This window comes from Paenibacillus sp. 11B, assembly GCF_030487755.1.
Taxonomy (GTDB): domain Bacteria; phylum Bacillota; class Bacilli; order Paenibacillales; family Paenibacillaceae; genus Paenibacillus; species Paenibacillus vandeheii.
On record NZ_JAUKNS010000008.1, the window covers coordinates 44,269 to 61,570 of the forward strand.

The following is a 17,302-nucleotide window of genomic DNA, read 5'->3' on the forward strand; positions in this document are numbered from 1 at the left end:
TTACCCCCTACTAACTCCTGCGATGGATCGCAAGATATGGTTCAGGGAACCGCTCCGGAGTGAATTTCAGCAGCCTTGTTCTACAGAAACGCTCTCAATCTACGGCGCTTCCTCCCTGTCCAGAGGCACTGCTTACTTGTCTCCATCATCACGTTTTCATGTCAGAAAAAAACTTCAAATTTACTGATGATCGTCCATTATTATATGCAAAATCGCTCGAAATAGCAAGCCGTAAAGCCGCTTGATCCATCGTTAAGCCCAAAAGCAAAACGACAAAAGCTTAATCAATGGATTACTTGCGTTTTCTCAGCTCACGCAGCTGTTTCAAACGACGTTGAATTTCGCGAACCTCGGCAACTTCAGCCGCCCGCTCAATCACATCATCAGGATTAGTCAACACCTCATTGCTCGCACTCCTCATAGGAGATAACAACTCAGACAAACGCATTTCAAGCCGTAACCGTTCATCATCTGACTCCCGAATCTCAAGGGCGGATTCTCGCAATTTGATGGATTGCTCCCAGTCCTCGACTCCACCGTCAAACAGTGTAACCTTTCCACCCGGCTCCAGATCAAGCAAGCGGTTGGCGAGTACTTTGGTCAGCATACGATCATGGGATACGAGCACCAGTGCGCCAGACGCCTGCTTCAATATATTCTCCATCACTTCCTGTGTGTCAATATCCAGATAATTGGTCGGTTCATCCAGCACCAGCAAGTTGGCTCCCCCGAAGTACAAACGCAGGAACGCAACTCTGCACTTCTCCCCCATACTCAAATCCCCAATGCGTTTGAACACATCATCTCTCGAAAATAAAAAGCATCCCAGAATGGTGCGTGCAGCACTTTGTGTCATGGATGGAAGACTGAGCAAACTGTCCAGAAGCGTCTGACTTTCCGGTAATCCTTCAAGCTCTTGCGAAAAATAACCAATCTTCAGTTGCGGATGACGTGTCACCTTGCCCTGCGAAGGTTCCAACTCCCCAATCATCATCTTGAGCAGCGTTGTCTTGCCTGTGCCATTGGGACCGCGTACAGCAAGACGATCTCCGCGTTCGACCGCAATCCGGAGATTGCGAAGCAATGTCGGGCTTCCCGGATAACCAAAACTGGCATCTTCCAGTGCAAGGAGCTGGCGGGCAGCCAGCGTGTTCACTTGCAGCTCCATGTTCAATTTCGCAGCTTCGCGAGGTTTATCCACGCGCTCTTTCTCCAAGCGCTCCAGTTGCTTTTGCTTGGCATGGTAACGGGAAATGTTCTTGTTGGCTTTGGCTTTGTAAAAGCTCTGGGTGATTTTGACCTCCACATCGGACGCTGAATTATGAGCCTGATGAAACCACTGCTGATAATTGCGTATCGTCTCTTCTAGCGCTTTCCGTTCCAGTTCCTGCTTGCGATAGGTTGCTTCCTGCTCACGCAATTCACGTTCCTTATGGCCTTTGTAATTCGTGTAGCCCCCCTTATATTTGGTCAGGGCACCCGGGCTAAACTCAATCACACCCGTTGCCACCTGATCTATAAAGGTCCGGTCATGAGAGACAAACAATAATGTTCCTGCATAGGTGGACAGCCATTCTTCAAGCCAGCGCATACTCTCTTCATCCAGATGATTCGTCGGTTCATCCAAAATCAGAAATTTCGGTTTACTGACCAGTAATCCAGCGAGACGGGCCTTCGTTTTTTGACCACCACTCAAGGAATGATATGGCCTGCTCCAATGGTCCGACGATAACCCGAGACGTGTCAGTACCTTCTCTACCTCCGTCTCCCACATATACCCGTTCAGCTGCTCATATTGTTCCATCGCTATTGTATAAGCTTCAAGCAGCCGCTGTTCATCTGCCGCTCCACTTTTGCCCATACGTTCTTCCAATTCTTCCAGGTCACGCTTCACCTCGTAGATCCGTCCACTTTCCTGACGGACGGCATCAAGCACATTCGTCTCCGGCTTGATCAAGGAGCGCTGACGCATGAATCCCCACTCCTGTTGCGGAACGTGGCGTTCGATTCGTCCACCGCTATCTTCTTCTCCAAGAATGATGCGTAACAAGGTGGTCTTGCCACACCCGTTGCGACCCAGAATGGCGAGCCGCTCGCCTTCATTTATTTCCAGATTCAATTCTGCGAATAATTCATTGCCGTTCCACTCTTTCGATACTTCATGTAGGCGTACCATTGTCATCATGAGGCCTCATCCTTCCTGCAATTCAAAATAAAAAAACCGCTGGCATCAGCCGGCGGTCTGGCAATTCAGGATTGGATAAAGCGTCAAAAAACAAGCATAAGATACCCATGGCATGAACAAATAACCCTAAAAGGGTACACACAAGCCAGATCAGCCTGCCTGTTTCCATACCTGATCCCATAGCTGAATTTGGACACACGAATCCCCTCATTGCTCAGCCGCTTTGGCTGACTGCGTCAATACACTCTCTGCAGTTACTGGGGTTGAATTCATGTGTTTTACTTCATGGGACGTATGGTTACCTCTCATTCATGTGTAGTATCGATTTCTCCGTTATTGTACCAGATGATGGAGAAAAAGCAAAGGTCTTGAATTTGGAGTCAGGATATTCTCCATTCCAACGCGACTAGGAATACACTAACTTCGAAAAAAAAGAAAAAACCCTTGTTTCCACAAGGGTTTCAGGTGTTGCATTAGTTAAGCGGGTGATGGGAATCGAACCCACGCTATTAGCTTGGAAGGCTAAAGTTCTACCATTGAACTACACCCGCGCGAATGACGATCGGGACGACACGATTTGAACATGCGACCCCCTGGTCCCAAACCAGGTGCTCTACCAAGCTGAGCTACGTCCCGTCAAGTTCCGGGGAACATTAACATGAATTTTACAAAATTAATATACCATGATCATCCAACGCTTTGCAACTTCTTTTTACTATTTTTCCCTCCCCGTTTCGAAAAATTAAAAAGACAGAAGCGTGTCTACGCCCCTGCCTATCCTTAACCTGTTGGTTTATCCACATCTCTCAAAAACTTTTCTTCAAAATCGGCTGCCAAAATCGGTTTGCTGAAAAAGTACCCTTGAGCCTCATGACAATGCTGATCACGAAGGAACGAAAGCTGGTCCTCATTTTCAACGCCCTCAGCCGTTACCTTCAACTGCAAGTGATGCGCCATCGATGTAATGGTCGATACAATCGCCGCATTGTTACTGTCCTCCATCACTTCATTGACAAAGGAACGGTCAATCTTGAGGCGGTCAATCGGCAGATCTTTCAGATAATGCAGCGAGCTGTACCCGGTGCCAAAATCATCAATACTGATGTGCACACCAATCTCTTTAATTTTACGCAACTGTTCAAAGGCACGATCTTTATCAAACGTCATACTCTCGGTAATCTCCAGTTCAAGCCACACCGGTTCCAAGCCCGTTTCCTTGAGAATGCCGCTGATGTTATCCAGCAGATGGGAGTGCCTGAACTGCCTCATGGACAAGTTAACCGACACACACAACTTGCGGTAACCCGCTTCCTGCCACCGTTTGTTCTGAGCACATGCCTCACGCAGTACCCATTCTCCAAGCGGTACGATCAGTCCACTCTCCTCAGCAAGAGGAATAAATTCCGCAGGGGATACTGACCCTCTCAGCGGATGCTGCCAGCGCACCAAAGCCTCCATACCTACAATCAAGCCACTCGCCAGATTGACCTGCGGCTGATAGACCAGATAGAATTGCCCACGATCCAGCGCTTTGCGCAAATCATTCTCGAGCTGCAAACGTTCCTGGGCTTTCATCTGCATCGCATGGGCATATCGGTTCAGCTCCATTCCCTGCTCTTTGGCATTATGCAGCGCCGTATCCGCATTCTGAATGATCTCCTCCGGTGAGTCCCCGTCATGCGGGAATATTGCCATACCAATACCCAGCGTGAGATGATACTCGTTTCCATCTACAGTTACAGGCTTTTCGAACAGCTGCAGGATTGATCTTGTCCGCCGCAATGCCGTATCTGTTGTGCTGAAATCTGTCATTGTGAGTACGAATTCATCTCTTCCCAGTCCGAATACTTCCTCTCCCGGGAGCGAAGAATGTTTCAAACGCTGTCCTACCTGACGAAGTACACGGTTAGCCGCCTGTTGGCCCAATGAATCATTAATTGTTTTGAATCGGTTAATATTTAATACCAACACCCCGACAAGCTGCTCCTCTACCATAGCTGCATCTATCATCACTTTCAGTCGTTGAGAAAGGCGACGGCGATTGGGCAGCCCTGTCACATCATCATGGTGAGCAATAAAGTTCATTTTTGCCTCAGCCACCTGCTGCTTGAGGAAAGGCGTATCCACCACAGACGAATACAGCCCCTTCTGGATGAAGAAATAGCCAAAACAATTACTTAATAGACCCAGCAACAGATTGAGATCATTAATTTTCGTAGCCGAAACAAAGTAACATTCTCCATAGAAAAAACAGAGGATGGCGCAAAGGACGGTAGATAGATCACGATCTTTTCCTTTTTTCCATTGAATGAATAACACGACCGCAGTCACGCCATACAGAATGCCGACCAGGAAATGAAATCGGGTAAACATGCCGCCAAGCACATTCCCCTCCAGCAAGTTCGGAAGTACAGCCCATTCCTGAATAGCAAATGTATACAAAACAATAAAAATACCCAGCGTTCCGCCGAACAGTAAAAATTTGCGTGGTAACGCAATTTTCCTCTCGCTGACTGCATATATGAACAGCAAACCAGCCGCACAAACAAGAGATCCAAGCGACATCATCTTCAGCGAGAACTCCGACTCCACCATCGCACCATTCGGCATCTCTTCCGCAAAAGAAACGATGTGAACCAATTCAAATAAACCAATCAATAAAAACAACGTTGTCATAAGGACCCTTCGGAGGGTCAGTCTTTGAGTCTGAAATAACCAGCTTTGATTATAAATGCCGATACAGGCCGCTGCCGCAGCGAATCCACCCAAGAGTGTCAAAACCGGGTAACCCGATATGATCAGATCAGAGCTTGCAGAGGAACGAAACCATTGATTTGCGAGGAAACACAATAAGCCGCCTATCGCGACCCAACCTATTTTTCTCTGATCTTGCTGATTAGCCTTCATGCCGTGTTTTTCCTTCCCGGGATCACCTATCCTGAAATAACATTAACAATATAAATCTACTTTGTTACAATTTTCGACATTTTATTATATCTACCAACGTTCAATTCACATGTGAATACATGCTATCTGGTACATAATAACATTTATTTCCGCAGACGTGAACAAAAAAATGAGTACTCCTAGGAATATTTATTCATAGATATGTAGAAAAACAAGGCAATAAGAACTAAAAAAACATGAACCCCCTATCGGAGTTCATGTTTTTTTTGGATTTGCAACTGTATTTTAGACTAATTTTCGTCTTACGTGCACCATTCGACTTAAAACGCTAATGCGCTAAAGCTATAGATGTAATAGATCCAGCGCTGGTTCACTGGAAGTCCAATTCAACAATGATGCAACCTGTTTATTTGTCAAAATTCACTTCTGGTGTTGTCAATTTATCATAGAAATCAACAACTTTGTCTTTGTCTTCGGACGAACGCAGTGCCATAGCCGAGCGAGGATGCTCGTCCAACGTACCTGTAATCATGTAAGGCAAAATGTAACCCCATTCTTCCTTCTCACGGAGAGGGACCATCAATTGCTCCAACACACCAAGGACTGGACGCAGATTGTATTTCGTGCCTTTCAGATGAGCAACGAGCAGTTCAGTTGGGCAGTTCCCTGCAGCACGTCCCATGCCATATACGGAAGCATCCAGCAGTTCAACGCCAAGCTCTGCTGCTACCAATGTGTTGGAGAAGGCGAGCTGCATGTTATTGTGTGTATGAACACCAAGACGTTTGTTCGGCAGATGAGTCTTGAACTTCTCCACCAGATATTTCACATCGTTATGATCCAGGCTACCGTAGGAGTCTACTATGTATACAACATCCACAGCGCTTTCCTTGATCAGTTCAAATGCTTCCAGCAGTTCATTTTCCATTACATTAGACAATGCCATAATATTCAGCGTTGTTTCATATCCACGATCATGGAACGTTTGAACCAGAGCTAGAGCCTTATCTACATCTTTGCTGTAGCAGGCTACACGGATCAGATCCAGCATGCTTTCGCTGCGCGGCAGAATGTCATTCTCGTCCACACGTCCAACGTCAACCAGTGCAGACAATTTGGTGTTTCCTTTTTGAGGAATAACTTTGCGCAAGAAATCATCATTCAGAAAACGCCATGGTCCTGCATCTTCCGCACCTTTCAAGAGCTTAGGTGAGTTTTTGTATCCAATTTCCATATAATCAACGCCAGCTTCATTCAATCCAGCATAGAGCTGTTGAACAAAATCCACGCTAAAGTCCCAGTTATTTACCAATCCGCCATCACGGATTGTACAATCTACTATTTTGCAATGATTTGTCTTCATTAATGTCTGCTCCTTTTCTGACCAACTTGTGTATTCCTCTCATGATACTTGAACGTAACAAGAAAAGTAAAGGGATTCCCGACTTATTTACTTCGATAAGATTTCCATATCCGATCCATCTCACTCATCTCGGAATCTTCTGGAGATTTCTTTCCATAGCGTACAGCGTTATAGGTATCTGGCAGCATCGCAGAGAGTCTCTGTTCATCTTCTCTAGCTCCGTGCTGAACAATCGTCTCCGCAGCCTCCAGTGGCGTATGTGCACGCTGTATATCCACACCCCGATGTGCAGCTCTGTCGATCCACTTCCGATAATAATATCGAATACGTTCAGCTTCCTGGGAGGGCAGCAGCTCCTTCTTGCGGAACCAGGATTTGCGTGTTTTTGCCGGCGCCTCTAACGTTTCGCTGATGTCCACATACTCCGTCCTGGGTTCTACCTTCTTCTGACCTGGCTGCAGCAGCCCTTTGAAACGCTCCAAAAGTTTATTTATAGCCTTTTGCCCTAGACGCAGGATAAGCCACAGAATAACAACGGCAACAGCCCCCATGACGATCCAACCCAGGATATCCCAGAAAATAGAGGGCTCCCCTGGCTGTTCCATTCCTTCAGGTAGCATCGGCGGTTCATTTGGAGCAGCAGGCGGAGTAGGAGGCTCCTGATTGGAACTCGAACCTATTAATCCTCTGATCCATGCAAGCAGACGGTCACGCAGTGGACCTAGCCAGGCAACAAGACTGGGAAAAGCGCCGATCCCTGCGATCACAATCAGCATCCATAACAGACGCTGGTGATTCGCTCGGGCAAACTCACGCAGCACAATCCTTCTTGAGCCATCATTTAATGTCGCCCGATCCAGCTGCACACTGTACTGACCTACCAACCATCCAGCAAAACTGATAACTCCCGCTGTATATATGGTTCCGGTGTACATCAGGAGGGGTTGCATGAATTCAATCCCATTGGCTGCTCCACTGAGCACAATTGCACTGACCACACCCCAAATCTGCAAGCGCCAAATCAAAATCGAACGAAAGACAGGTTGAAAATTCAACCCAATATAGGCTGAAATCACACCCCATACCACTGCCGTGAGCAAATCTGGTAAAGGAAGAACGCCTACTATTGCAATAACCAATGAGACCGGCAGCCCCATAACCAGCGCTGCACCCCATCGAATAAAAGTGTTTTTTTCGCTAATGGTTGGCAACCTGTGCTGCACCCACTGACCTAACCAACCAGCTACAACAAAGATACTCATTAGTGTATACGGCAAAGGTCCGGATGCATAAAGGGCTGTTAGGGTCAGAAGCGGATAAAGATATAAGCCGATCAACAGAACGGCCGACATGGATAAAAGCGCTCTTTCTTTGGTACTGGTACTGTTGGCATCATTCATGCACTCACCGCCTTAGCATCGCTTTTCCCACCCTCTACCGGGAGTATGGTCACACGGTGTCCTTGCTCATGCAAACGCGCAATTTCATGTTCCATGGCTGGAGATACATAGAACGTAATTAAGAGATAACTGCGAACCTGCTGGGCTTCTTCATTGCGTTCTACTTCATCACTCAGAAACTGCTCCATGGGAACCATGCATTTTAACTCCGTCTCCGCCATAGCTTCCAGCAGCATTTCCAGATGTGGACTGCCGTAATCCGGCTCAATTCGTAATGGTTCACGCCCTCCACTTACACGGTAGCCATTATGAGCAAATCCTGCGGGCAGCCCTCTTCCGATCGCATCTACCGCTGCAGTTGCCGCATAACGGAGTGCCCGTTCGATCATCTCCGGGCGGGTAACGACACTCCACATATCCGCAGACTCCTGAATGTTGACCACAATCCAGGATTGAGGGTCCGCAGTCCATCCCTGCTTGTACACCTGCAATTCTCCCGTACGTGCACTCGCTTTCCAATGAATACGGTTCATCGGATCACCCGCACCATAGGGACGTACCCCGAGGATCATAAAGGGATCTTCGACAATCCAACGGGATACCTCAACCTCACCCTGCCATACCTGATAGATCGCAGGCAGATCCTCCGCATGAACAAGTGAAGGATATACAATCATGGACAGATGAACGGGGATTGGCTTCGAGGTACGCCAAAGGCCAAACAGATCCCCTCCGGTCATTGTCACGGTGTTCAACGTATATATCCCACGTCTGCTGCATACAAAAGGATGCTTGCGGGTAATACGGGTAAACGGTTTCAAAGTGAAGATACTTTTATGATTCTGATAAATATCTCCTTGGCTGATATCCATGCCCGAGCCAGAACGAAATACAAATGATACTGGCATCATAGCTTCAAGTCTAAGCCATGGAACCGAAATTCGTTTTTCATTTGCAATGGTCTCTACCATCTCCAGCTCATCTCCGGCGTAACAGCGCGTTTTGCTGAACTGTCGGGTATACTTCAGCTTGCGTAAAGCGGGACGTCCAAACCATATGCCGTGTACTCCAATAACAATACCTCCAACAATGACAAGCCATAGTAATGCCATAAGTTATCGCCCGTTGCCTGCAGCAAGATTCTCCGTCGGCACTTCAATCTGGCTCAAAAGTTCCTGAATAATGCGTTCCGCCAAGCCCTCTTGCTGCCTCACCCGGTTGCGGAATACAAGTCGATGGGCGAGGACAGGCACTGCCAATATTTTAATATCATCAGGAAGCACAAAGTCTCTGCCATGTAATGCAGCCCAAGCCTGACTTGCCTTGAGCAATGCCTGAGCTCCTCGTGGACTTACGCCAAGTGAAAGCTCGGGATGCTGTCTCGTAGCTTCTGTCAGATGAATAATATAGCGCAACAGATCTTCGTCAATCTGGACCGATGTATACGTGTTCTGCGCCTCAAGCAGCTGCTCACGACTAATGATCGCGGACAGATCAGCAACAGAACGGCTCGCTACCGTACGTCTCAGAATCTCCACACTTTCTTCACTGCTTGGATAGCCCATTCGAATCTTCATCATGAAACGATCCATCTGTGCCTCTGGTAATGGAAAGGTTCCCTGGTTATCTACCGGGTTTTGCGTAGCAATGACGATAAATGGTCGCTCCAGCTGTCTGGTCGAACCATCAATACTAATCTGCCGTTCCTCCATACACTCCAGCAAACTCGACTGAGTACGCGGTGTAGCCCGGTTGATCTCATCGGCCAGCACCAAATTGGCAAACAGAGGGCCAGGTCTGAACTCAAAGTCGCCCTCCTTTTGGTTGAAGAAATGAATACCCGTCAAATCGGAGGGCAACAGATCCGGTGTGAACTGAATACGCTGAAAGGTACAATCCAATGAAGAGGCTACCGATTTTGCCAACATGGTTTTCCCCGTACCTGGCACGTCCTCCAGCAGAACATGTCCTGAAGCAATGATGGCTGTCATCACAAGCTCAATCGTTTGGTCTTTCCCCACAATGATCTTCCCTACATGATCCATTAGCTGCTTGTTCATTTGTTCCAATCCCTGGATATTCATAATTGGTTTTTCCTCCCGTGAATTGAGCATATGTATTCGCATTCATTCTAACTATAACCCTAATCGTCTCAACAAAAAACAACAGGAACCGGCGGGTAGCCAATTCCTGTTCGTTCTGCTTTTGCCTTTACACCAAGGGAAGCATAATGATGAACCGGGTGCCTTCCCCTTTTTTGCTATCCACTGAGATGTTGCCTCCGTGATTCTTAATAATGCGGTAACTCACGGAAAGTCCTAGCCCCGTTCCGCTCTCCTTAGTGGTGAAAAATGGGTCAAACAAGCGTACAAGCGTGTTGTGGTCCATTCCCTGTCCATTGTCGGCAATGGAGATCTGCACATACTTGTTCTCGGTTCCTGTGGAGATCCGAATCAGACCTGTGTGCTCTTCGCCCACATCCTCGATGGCATCCATCGCATTTTTGACCATATTCAAAATTACCTGCTTAATCTGTTTGACATCAATGGACACATTTAACGGGACTTCTGCTTCATCCAGGGTAATCTCGCATCCCTTCATTAATCCTTCGCTTTCTGTCAGCAGGACCACCTCTTTGAGCAAAGAGTTAACAGACATAATGGTCTTCTGAGGAGCTGACGGTTTCGAGGAATTCAGAAATTCGTAGATAATGTCGTTCGCCCTGTCAATCTCCGTTAGAATGATTCGAGCGTACTCGTCTTTCCCCAATTGCAACAAATGGGGCCGAAGCAACTGGATAAATCCGCGGATAGCCGTCAAAGGATTGCGAATTTCATGGGCAATAGATGCCGAAATCCGCCCCAACATTGCAAGTTTGTCATTTTGATAAGCGGTCTGCTCAATCTGTTTATAATCGGAAACATCCTTCACACTGAATAGGAAGTCTCCATCCATCTGATCCCCGTACGTTACTGTAACTAACCAATGCCTGCCATACTCGTCAATCAATTCATGATAGCGCTTACGATGAAAGATGGTTTCCCGATAAATCCGTAAAATTTTCTTTTTCTTGAATCGGCTCATCTGTGGATGATGCAGCATTTGCATCAGGGTGCAGCCGCTCAATAGACTTCTAGGAAGCTCCAACAATTTTGCCATCTGAACGTTAATAAACGTCAGTACACCATTACTGTCAAACAACATAATACCGCTATCCAGATGCTCCAGGACATTCTCATACTTGTTGTTATCCAGATGTACAGGCGGGAATCCATTCGTTGGTCGAGGCACTGTATCCTGAAATTCACTAATCATGTCAGGTTCCTCCTTTTCACGTAAATGATAAACTTGCCATTCGGACATCATATCATCACAGAAACAGGAAGGGCCGATTTTATATTCATTACCGGTGCCCTTTCATTAGGGGGCTGAGCCGAAAATATGGATGGCATGTCCGGAACCCAAGCTGGTCTATTCCGGGTAACCAAGTGTCGATCCGGAAAACATTATACGTCTGTTCCATTCTAAGCTTCTCCTATTCCCAAACACGAACATTTTTTGCTCCGCCTCTTTTGCAAGTCTGTTTTTATCATAGACAAGTTTATAGAAGAGAGTCAATCGGAGAAAGTGTCGAATGGAAATTATTTTAAGAAAAACCGTGAATTAGTTTCTCTATACAACAAAAACGAAGCTTTTTCGCTTTATTGGCGAATCAGCTTCGTTCGTATAGTTTAAATTTTAAATAATTCAATTCAATCTATAGTCCACTCTTGTTATGCTGAATTTTGAGTCTACGCTGACTCATAACGGCTAACCGACGCTTGAGTTCGCTTTCCCATTTCTCATCCTTCATTTCCTTGGCAAGCCGAAGCAGATCCAGAGACATGTCGATCTGACGCTGTACAATGACCATAGCATCCTCGCTTTCACGATTCACGCAATTTTCAAAAATCGCATCTTCATCTTCCGTCACGTAATCTTGAAAATCAATCTCCGACGCACCATCTCCATGCGCATATTCAGCCAGAATTTCATATTCATTTTCCACTTTATAATGCACTTCTACCCGGTGACATACCGGACAAAACAGCAGGGGAACATTATGAACCTGGGTGCGGTAATGCTTCAGCGTGCCCTTTGTTCCCACCATACTTGCCCCACAACAGTAACTCATTTTTGTTCACCCTCCTTATAACGTGCCGAGACTTTTTAATGGACAGCAGTCCCGTACACTTCAAGCACTTCCAAAAAAGGAATAGTTCCATCAGTGTATCACATTCATGTACAAATTATAAATGCAGAGCACCGGAATATTTACCGGGTTTCCATACCCTATTCGCCTTAAGGCACTTCGATTCCTCTTTCCAAAGATAAAATGAAGGCATTCTTCTATTACATCATTACCACGTTTACGTCCCTGCTTAAACACTTTTCTTCCTATAGGCTTATATTCTGCCAAAAGGGTGCAAAAAGCCCTCAATCCCATGAGGGATGAGGGCTTGAACTACAAACGTTCAAGTTAAATCAGGCTTACAGGTTGTTGTCGCCTGGTTTCCAGTTCATTGCACACAATCCACCGGATTGCAGAGCTTGCAGTACGCGAAGTGTTTCTTCAACACTGCGGCCTACATCATTGTGATTTACCACTTGATATTTCAATTCGCCTTCTGGATCAATGATGAACAGGCCGCGCAGTGCAACGCCTTCTTCTTCGATCAGAATGCCATAATCTTTAGCAACTTGTTTCGTGATGTCAGACGCCAATGGGAAGTTCAATTGACCCAGGCCATTGCTGTCTTTAGGTGTGTTGATCCAAGCTTTGTGGCTGTGTACGGAGTCAACGCTCACGCCAAGAACTTCAGTATCCAAAGCTTTGAATTGCTCAGCAGCATCACTCAAAGCTGTAATTTCAGTTGGGCACACAAAAGTGAAATCCAAAGGATAAAAGAAAAATACGAGCCATTTGCCACGATAATCGGACAGTTTTACGGAACCAAAGTCTTGTCCATCTCCCGATACTGTTTCCATTGCAAAATCCGGTGCGGGTCTACCAACCAAACGTTCTGCCATAACTAACAATTCCTCCTTTGGGATTATGTAAGCACTCAAGTTGAATGCTCATCATTAAGAAAAACGTGAACGTTTTTCTTCTAATTAAAGTAATATTGTTACTTGATAACAAGTACAAGTAAAATGTTATCATCCGGACTTCTCAAAGTCAAGATTATAATCGTTGTTTTTTTATAATAATTATAAATAAGGATTTTTCGTGGCAAAAATCATAAAGGAACAGCCCTCTGCAATTCCGGATCGGAGCAAAGAGCTGTTCTCTTATTCCTATTATTACGCCTGTTTCTGAATTGCCGCGACGATCAGATCGCCCATTTCCGTCGTGCTGATCGCTTTGCTCTTGTCTACAGCGATGTCACTCGTACGATGTCCTGCATTCAGCACATCAGACACAGCTGCTTCAATTGCGTCAGCACCTTCCGCATAACCAAAGGTTGTACGGAACATCAACGCCAGTGAAAGGATTGTTGCGATCGGATTCGCCAGTCCTTGACCTGCGATATCCGGTGCTGAACCATGTACTGGCTCATACAAACCAAAGCTGCCTTCACCCAGCGATGCGGATGCCAGCATGCCGATCGAACCTGTCAGCATCGCTGCTTCATCACTAAGGATATCCCCGAACATATTTTCAGTCACGATTACGTCAAAGCTGGATGGACGACGCAGCAGCTGCATTGCACAGTTGTCAACAAGTACATGCTCCACTTCAACATCCGGATATTCCGGTGCTACACGGTTAACGACTTCTCTCCAAAGACGGGAAGTTTCGAGCACGTTGGCTTTATCTACAGAAGCCAGCCTCTTGCTGCGTCCTTGAGCAATTACAAACGCCTGACGAACGATGCGCTCCACTTCGGTTACATTATATACACATGTATCCACGGCTTCCTCGCCTTGTGCACCTTCACGTCTGAACTTTTCACCAAAGTAGATTCCTCCGGTCAATTCACGCACGACCATCAGATCCGTACCTTCCAGCACTTCCGGTTTCAAGGTGGAAGCATCCTTCAAGCAATCAAATACGACGGCCGGACGCAGGTTCGAGAACAGTCCGAGCGCTTTACGAATGCCAAGCAAGCCTGTTTCCGGACGCAATTCCTTGCTGTTGTTGTCCCATTTTGGACCGCCAACGGCTCCAAGCAGCACAGCATCTGCACTTTTACATACGGTCAGTGTTTCTTCAGGAAGCGGTGTACCTTTCTCATCAATGGCGATTCCACCAAACAGTGCATGCTCTGTCTCAAAACGGTATCCGAACACTTCCTCCGTGCGTTTGAGAACTTTTTCTGCCTCGGCTACAACTTCAGGACCGATTCCGTCGCCTGCGATTACTGCAATTTTTTTCACGTCTGCCATGGGTTGTCCACTCCTTATATCGATTCATTCGATTGTTCGCTTCAATAATTAACGTGTCATTTATAACTCTCTCTTTTGTATCATATTCAGAGGTCATTTGACCAAGATATACAATCTATGACTTTAATAGTTTTTGCCTATAAGTGGTTTTGAATTGGTTGTTCTGTACCTCTGACTGAGTTAAAATAAACCCTGAAGACAAATTCAGGTAACTCAGGAGGGATTGCAATCATGCAATACACGTACTTGGGAAAATCAGGTCTTAAAGTCAGCCGGATCTGTCTCGGCACGATGAATTTTGGGCCTGCTACAGACGAAAAAGAGGCATTCCGTATCATGGATGCGGCACTCGATGCCGGTGTGAACTTTTTTGATACCGCTAACATTTATGGATGGGGCGAAAATTCGGGTCTCACCGAGGAGATCATTGGACGCTGGTTTAAACAGGGCGGCGGCAGACGTGAAAAAGTCGTTCTGGCGACCAAAGTCTATGGCTCCATGCACGATGATACAGACGGTCCAAACAACGATGCCGGTCTCTCCGCTTACAAAATCAGACGTCATCTGGAAGGTTCCCTCCGCCGCCTGCAAACCGATCATGTTGAACTCTACCAGATGCACCATGTTGATCCTGCTATTTCGTGGGACGAGCTGTGGGGCGCATTTGAGAACGCTGTTCATCAGGGCAAAATTGGTTATGTAGGTTCAAGCAACTTTGCTGGATGGCAGATTGCCATTGCTCAAAGTGAAGCCAAGAATCGTCATTTCCTCGGGCTTGTATCCGAGCAGCATAAGTACAGTCTCAACTGCCGTTTGCCTGAGCTCGAAGTGCTGCCCGCAGCGAAAGAGCTGGGCCTTGGCGTTATTCCGTGGAGTCCGCTTGATGGTGGGTTACTTGGACGTAATGCGCTCCAAAAGCTGGAAGGTACACGCAGTGGTGGCATTGCTGAACGGATTGAGTCCCACCAAACGCAGCTGGAACAATTCGCGGCACTTTGCCGTGAACTCGGCGAACCACAGGATACCATAGCTTTGGCCTGGGTTGCCGCTAATCCGGCAGTTACCGCACCCATTATTGGGCCGCGTACGCTGGAGCAGTTTGAAACGGCACTCAAATGTTTGGATGTTACTTTGGATGAAGCGGTCCTCAAACGTTTGGATGAAATCTTTCCGGGTCCGGGAGGACAAGCTCCGAACGCATATGCTTGGTAAAAGCTTAACAGCTTAAACTGAATACATCTTTTTAACGAAAAATGCTCTATATAGAAATCAATTATCCTATGATGAAACAATAAAAAAGTCTGACCTTCACATGTTGAGGGTCAGACTTTTTATGTACCTCACTGCACTGACACACCCCGGCTGGGAACTCCATCTCAGCTTCTCCAGCCAGATGAATTCCAGTCCAATGAAGAGCTTTGCTTGCTGCAAATGATATGTTACAGGTTCACATTAACGCGATTCGTGTAAGTCTTGCGTTTCTCTATCAATTTGTTCAAGCCATCTACATAAGCACGAGCACTGGCACCCAGAATATCGGTACTTACGCCACGTCCTTGTACAGATATTTCATTTTGAGTAAGTACGACATGAACCTCACCCAATGCATCCTTACCATGCGTAACCGATTTGATCGAGTAGTCGGATAGCGTTACCTCTTCTCCGCTCACTTGATCAATCGCATTATAAATGGCATCAACAGACCCATTACCTTCAGCTTTTTGTTCCACCGTATCACCCTCAAGTGTAGCAATACGAACTTTAGCCGTTGGAATGGATTCATCACCATACGTCACAAAGATGGATTCCAGTTTAAACACTTCAGGTGCATCCTGCAATTTCTCTTCGATGACCGCCAGCAAATCCTCATCTGTCACTTCTTTTTTCTTATCAGCCAGATCTTTGAATTGGGCAAAAGCACGGTTCAATGCTTCATCTTCCAGTTCATAACCAAGCTCAATCAAGCGCTCACGGAAGGCATGACGTCCCGAGTGTTTACCCAATACGAGCTTGCTTTCCTTCAGACCGATGGTTTCTGGCGTCATAATTTCGTAAGTTGTTTTCTCCTTCAGCATGCCATCCTGGTGAATTCCTGACTCGTGTGCAAACGCATTCGCACCAACAATCGCTTTATTCCCAGGCACAACCATACCCGTCAAACGACTCACGAGACGACTGGTCCGAGCAATTTCAGAAAGCTGCAGCGAAGTTTTCGCCTGGAAAAATTCCTGACGTGTCTCCAGTGCCATGGCAATTTCTTCAATCGCGGTATTACCTGCACGTTCACCAATGCCGTTGATGGTGCCCTCAATCTGATCGGCTCCGTTCAGAATTGCTGCGAGTGTGTTGGCAGTTGCCATCCCCAGGTCGTTATGACAGTGTGCACTCAGCTGCACCTTATCAATGTTGTGTACGTTTTCCTTGAGATGTTTGAAAATATTTCCGTATTCGTATGGGCTCAGATAGCCAACGGTATCCGGGATATTTACAACAGCTGCGCCTTCTTCCACAGCCATATTCACCATCTCAACGAGGAAATCATACTCAGTCCGACCTGCATCCTCCAAAGAGAATTCAATCTTCGAAAAAGTATTCTTCGCATAGCGAATGGCTGACCGAGCTGTATCGAGAACTTGAGCTCTGTCCATGCGCAATTTATGCTGGCGATGAATGGGTGAAGTTGCCAAAAAGATGTGGATACACGGGTCTTGAGCGCCCTTCAACGCCTCTTTCACCGCATCGATATCCTGCTCTCTGGAGCGGGACAAGCCAATGACGGTAACATTTTTGACTGCTTTGGCTACTGCATTAACCGCAGCCAAATCGCCTGGAGAGGCCGCAGGGAAACCGGCTTCCATCCGGTCAATACCAAGCCGCTCGAGCTGGTGCGCAATTTCCACCTTTTCACGAGTGTTCAGATTGACCCCCGGGGATTGTTCTCCATCACGCAGCGTTGTGTCAAATACATAGATTTTACGCACGCCTCGCACCTCCTAGACTTGTATTTTATGTTCCTCT

Annotated in this window: 12 protein-coding genes and 2 tRNA genes; 1 reads left to right on the forward strand and 13 read right to left on the reverse strand. The window is 46.7% G+C overall.

Features of this window, described 5'->3' with window-relative positions:
* Positions 1-292: 292 nt before the first annotated feature.
* The 12 genes from abc-f to leuB all read right to left on the reverse strand — a co-directional run bounded on the left by abc-f (position 293) and on the right by leuB (position 14,284).
* Complete coding sequence (gene abc-f, locus Q0V21_RS27465; protein WP_301881533.1) at positions 293-2,185, reverse strand: ribosomal protection-like ABC-F family protein; 1,893 nt, start codon at positions 2,183-2,185, stop codon at positions 293-295.
* Between the two features lie 480 nt (positions 2,186-2,665).
* Positions 2,666-2,736, reverse strand: a tRNA-Gly gene (locus Q0V21_RS27470).
* A gap of 11 nt (positions 2,737-2,747) precedes the next feature.
* Positions 2,748-2,821: transfer RNA gene (locus Q0V21_RS27475), tRNA-Pro, on the reverse strand.
* A 144-nt stretch (positions 2,822-2,965) separates the two neighbouring features.
* Positions 2,966-5,092 carry a bifunctional diguanylate cyclase/phosphodiesterase gene (locus tag Q0V21_RS27480; protein ID WP_301881535.1) on the reverse strand — a complete coding sequence of 709 codons (2,127 nt, stop codon included), beginning with the start codon at positions 5,090-5,092 and terminating at the stop codon, positions 2,966-2,968.
* A gap of 406 nt (positions 5,093-5,498) precedes the next feature.
* Positions 5,499-6,455: an aldolase catalytic domain-containing protein gene (locus Q0V21_RS27485; RefSeq protein WP_301881537.1), complete on the reverse strand. Its 957-nt coding sequence runs from the start codon at positions 6,453-6,455 to the stop codon at positions 5,499-5,501.
* An 83-nt stretch (positions 6,456-6,538) separates the two neighbouring features.
* Positions 6,539-7,855 carry a DUF4129 domain-containing protein gene (locus Q0V21_RS27490; RefSeq protein ID WP_301881538.1) on the reverse strand — a complete coding sequence of 439 codons (1,317 nt, stop codon included), beginning with the start codon at positions 7,853-7,855 and terminating at the stop codon, positions 6,539-6,541.
* Entirely contained in the window at positions 7,852-8,967 is a 1,116-nt protein-coding gene (locus Q0V21_RS27495) for a DUF58 domain-containing protein (protein ID WP_301881539.1), read from the reverse strand. The genes Q0V21_RS27490 and Q0V21_RS27495 overlap by 4 nt, the downstream gene beginning before the upstream one ends.
* A 3-nt stretch (positions 8,968-8,970) precedes the next feature.
* Positions 8,971-9,939 carry an AAA family ATPase gene (locus Q0V21_RS27500; RefSeq protein WP_301881541.1) on the reverse strand — a complete coding sequence of 323 codons (969 nt, stop codon included), beginning with the start codon at positions 9,937-9,939 and terminating at the stop codon, positions 8,971-8,973.
* A gap of 127 nt (positions 9,940-10,066) precedes the next feature.
* Positions 10,067-11,170 (reverse strand): ATP-binding protein, encoded by a 1,104-nt coding sequence (locus Q0V21_RS27505; protein ID WP_079346232.1) that lies wholly within the window; start codon positions 11,168-11,170, stop codon positions 10,067-10,069.
* A 442-nt stretch (positions 11,171-11,612) separates the two neighbouring features.
* Positions 11,613-12,029 carry a hypothetical protein gene (locus Q0V21_RS27510; RefSeq protein ID WP_024628323.1) on the reverse strand — a complete coding sequence of 139 codons (417 nt, stop codon included), beginning with the start codon at positions 12,027-12,029 and terminating at the stop codon, positions 11,613-11,615.
* 356 nt (positions 12,030-12,385) lie between these two features.
* Positions 12,386-12,925 (reverse strand): peroxiredoxin, encoded by a 540-nt coding sequence (locus tag Q0V21_RS27515; protein ID WP_024628322.1) that lies wholly within the window; start codon positions 12,923-12,925, stop codon positions 12,386-12,388.
* Between the two features lie 273 nt (positions 12,926-13,198).
* The gene (leuB, locus tag Q0V21_RS27520) at positions 13,199-14,284 is read right to left on the reverse strand and encodes a 3-isopropylmalate dehydrogenase (protein WP_024628321.1); all 1,086 of its coding nucleotides are present in this window, start codon (positions 14,282-14,284) and stop codon (positions 13,199-13,201) included.
* Between the two features lie 231 nt (positions 14,285-14,515).
* Here leuB and Q0V21_RS27525 point away from each other — a divergent pair, with 231 nt between their 5' ends.
* Positions 14,516-15,496 carry an aldo/keto reductase gene (locus Q0V21_RS27525; RefSeq protein ID WP_285074806.1) on the forward strand — a complete coding sequence of 327 codons (981 nt, stop codon included), beginning with the start codon at positions 14,516-14,518 and terminating at the stop codon, positions 15,494-15,496.
* Positions 15,497-15,723: 227 nt separating this feature from the next.
* Here Q0V21_RS27525 and Q0V21_RS27530 read toward each other — a convergent pair whose 3' ends face one another.
* Complete coding sequence (locus tag Q0V21_RS27530; RefSeq protein ID WP_079346238.1) at positions 15,724-17,265, reverse strand: 2-isopropylmalate synthase; 1,542 nt, start codon at positions 17,263-17,265, stop codon at positions 15,724-15,726.
* Positions 17,266-17,302 lie beyond the last annotated feature (37 nt).

What these genes read in the sequence shown, in the direction of transcription:
- abc-f (WP_301881533.1), bottom strand. Translation starts at nt 2,185, where the DNA reads ATGATGACAATGGTACGCCTACATGAAGTATCGAAAGAGTGGAACGGC.
- Q0V21_RS27480 (WP_301881535.1), bottom strand. Translation starts at nt 5,092, where the DNA reads ATGAAGGCTAATCAGCAAGATCAGAGAAAAATAGGTTGGGTCGCGATA.
- Q0V21_RS27485 (WP_301881537.1), bottom strand. Translation starts at nt 6,455, where the DNA reads ATGAAGACAAATCATTGCAAAATAGTAGATTGTACAATCCGTGATGGC.
- Q0V21_RS27490 (WP_301881538.1), bottom strand. Translation starts at nt 7,855, where the DNA reads ATGAATGATGCCAACAGTACCAGTACCAAAGAAAGAGCGCTTTTATCC.
- Q0V21_RS27495 (WP_301881539.1), bottom strand. Translation starts at nt 8,967, where the DNA reads ATGGCATTACTATGGCTTGTCATTGTTGGAGGTATTGTTATTGGAGTA.
- Q0V21_RS27500 (WP_301881541.1), bottom strand. Translation starts at nt 9,939, where the DNA reads ATGAATATCCAGGGATTGGAACAAATGAACAAGCAGCTAATGGATCAT.
- Q0V21_RS27505 (WP_079346232.1), bottom strand. Translation starts at nt 11,170, where the DNA reads ATGATTAGTGAATTTCAGGATACAGTGCCTCGACCAACGAATGGATTC.
- Q0V21_RS27510 (WP_024628323.1), bottom strand. Translation starts at nt 12,029, where the DNA reads ATGAGTTACTGTTGTGGGGCAAGTATGGTGGGAACAAAGGGCACGCTG.
- Q0V21_RS27515 (WP_024628322.1), bottom strand. Translation starts at nt 12,925, where the DNA reads ATGGCAGAACGTTTGGTTGGTAGACCCGCACCGGATTTTGCAATGGAA.
- leuB (WP_024628321.1), bottom strand. Translation starts at nt 14,284, where the DNA reads ATGGCAGACGTGAAAAAAATTGCAGTAATCGCAGGCGACGGAATCGGT.
- Q0V21_RS27525 (WP_285074806.1), top strand. Translation starts at nt 14,516, where the DNA reads ATGCAATACACGTACTTGGGAAAATCAGGTCTTAAAGTCAGCCGGATC.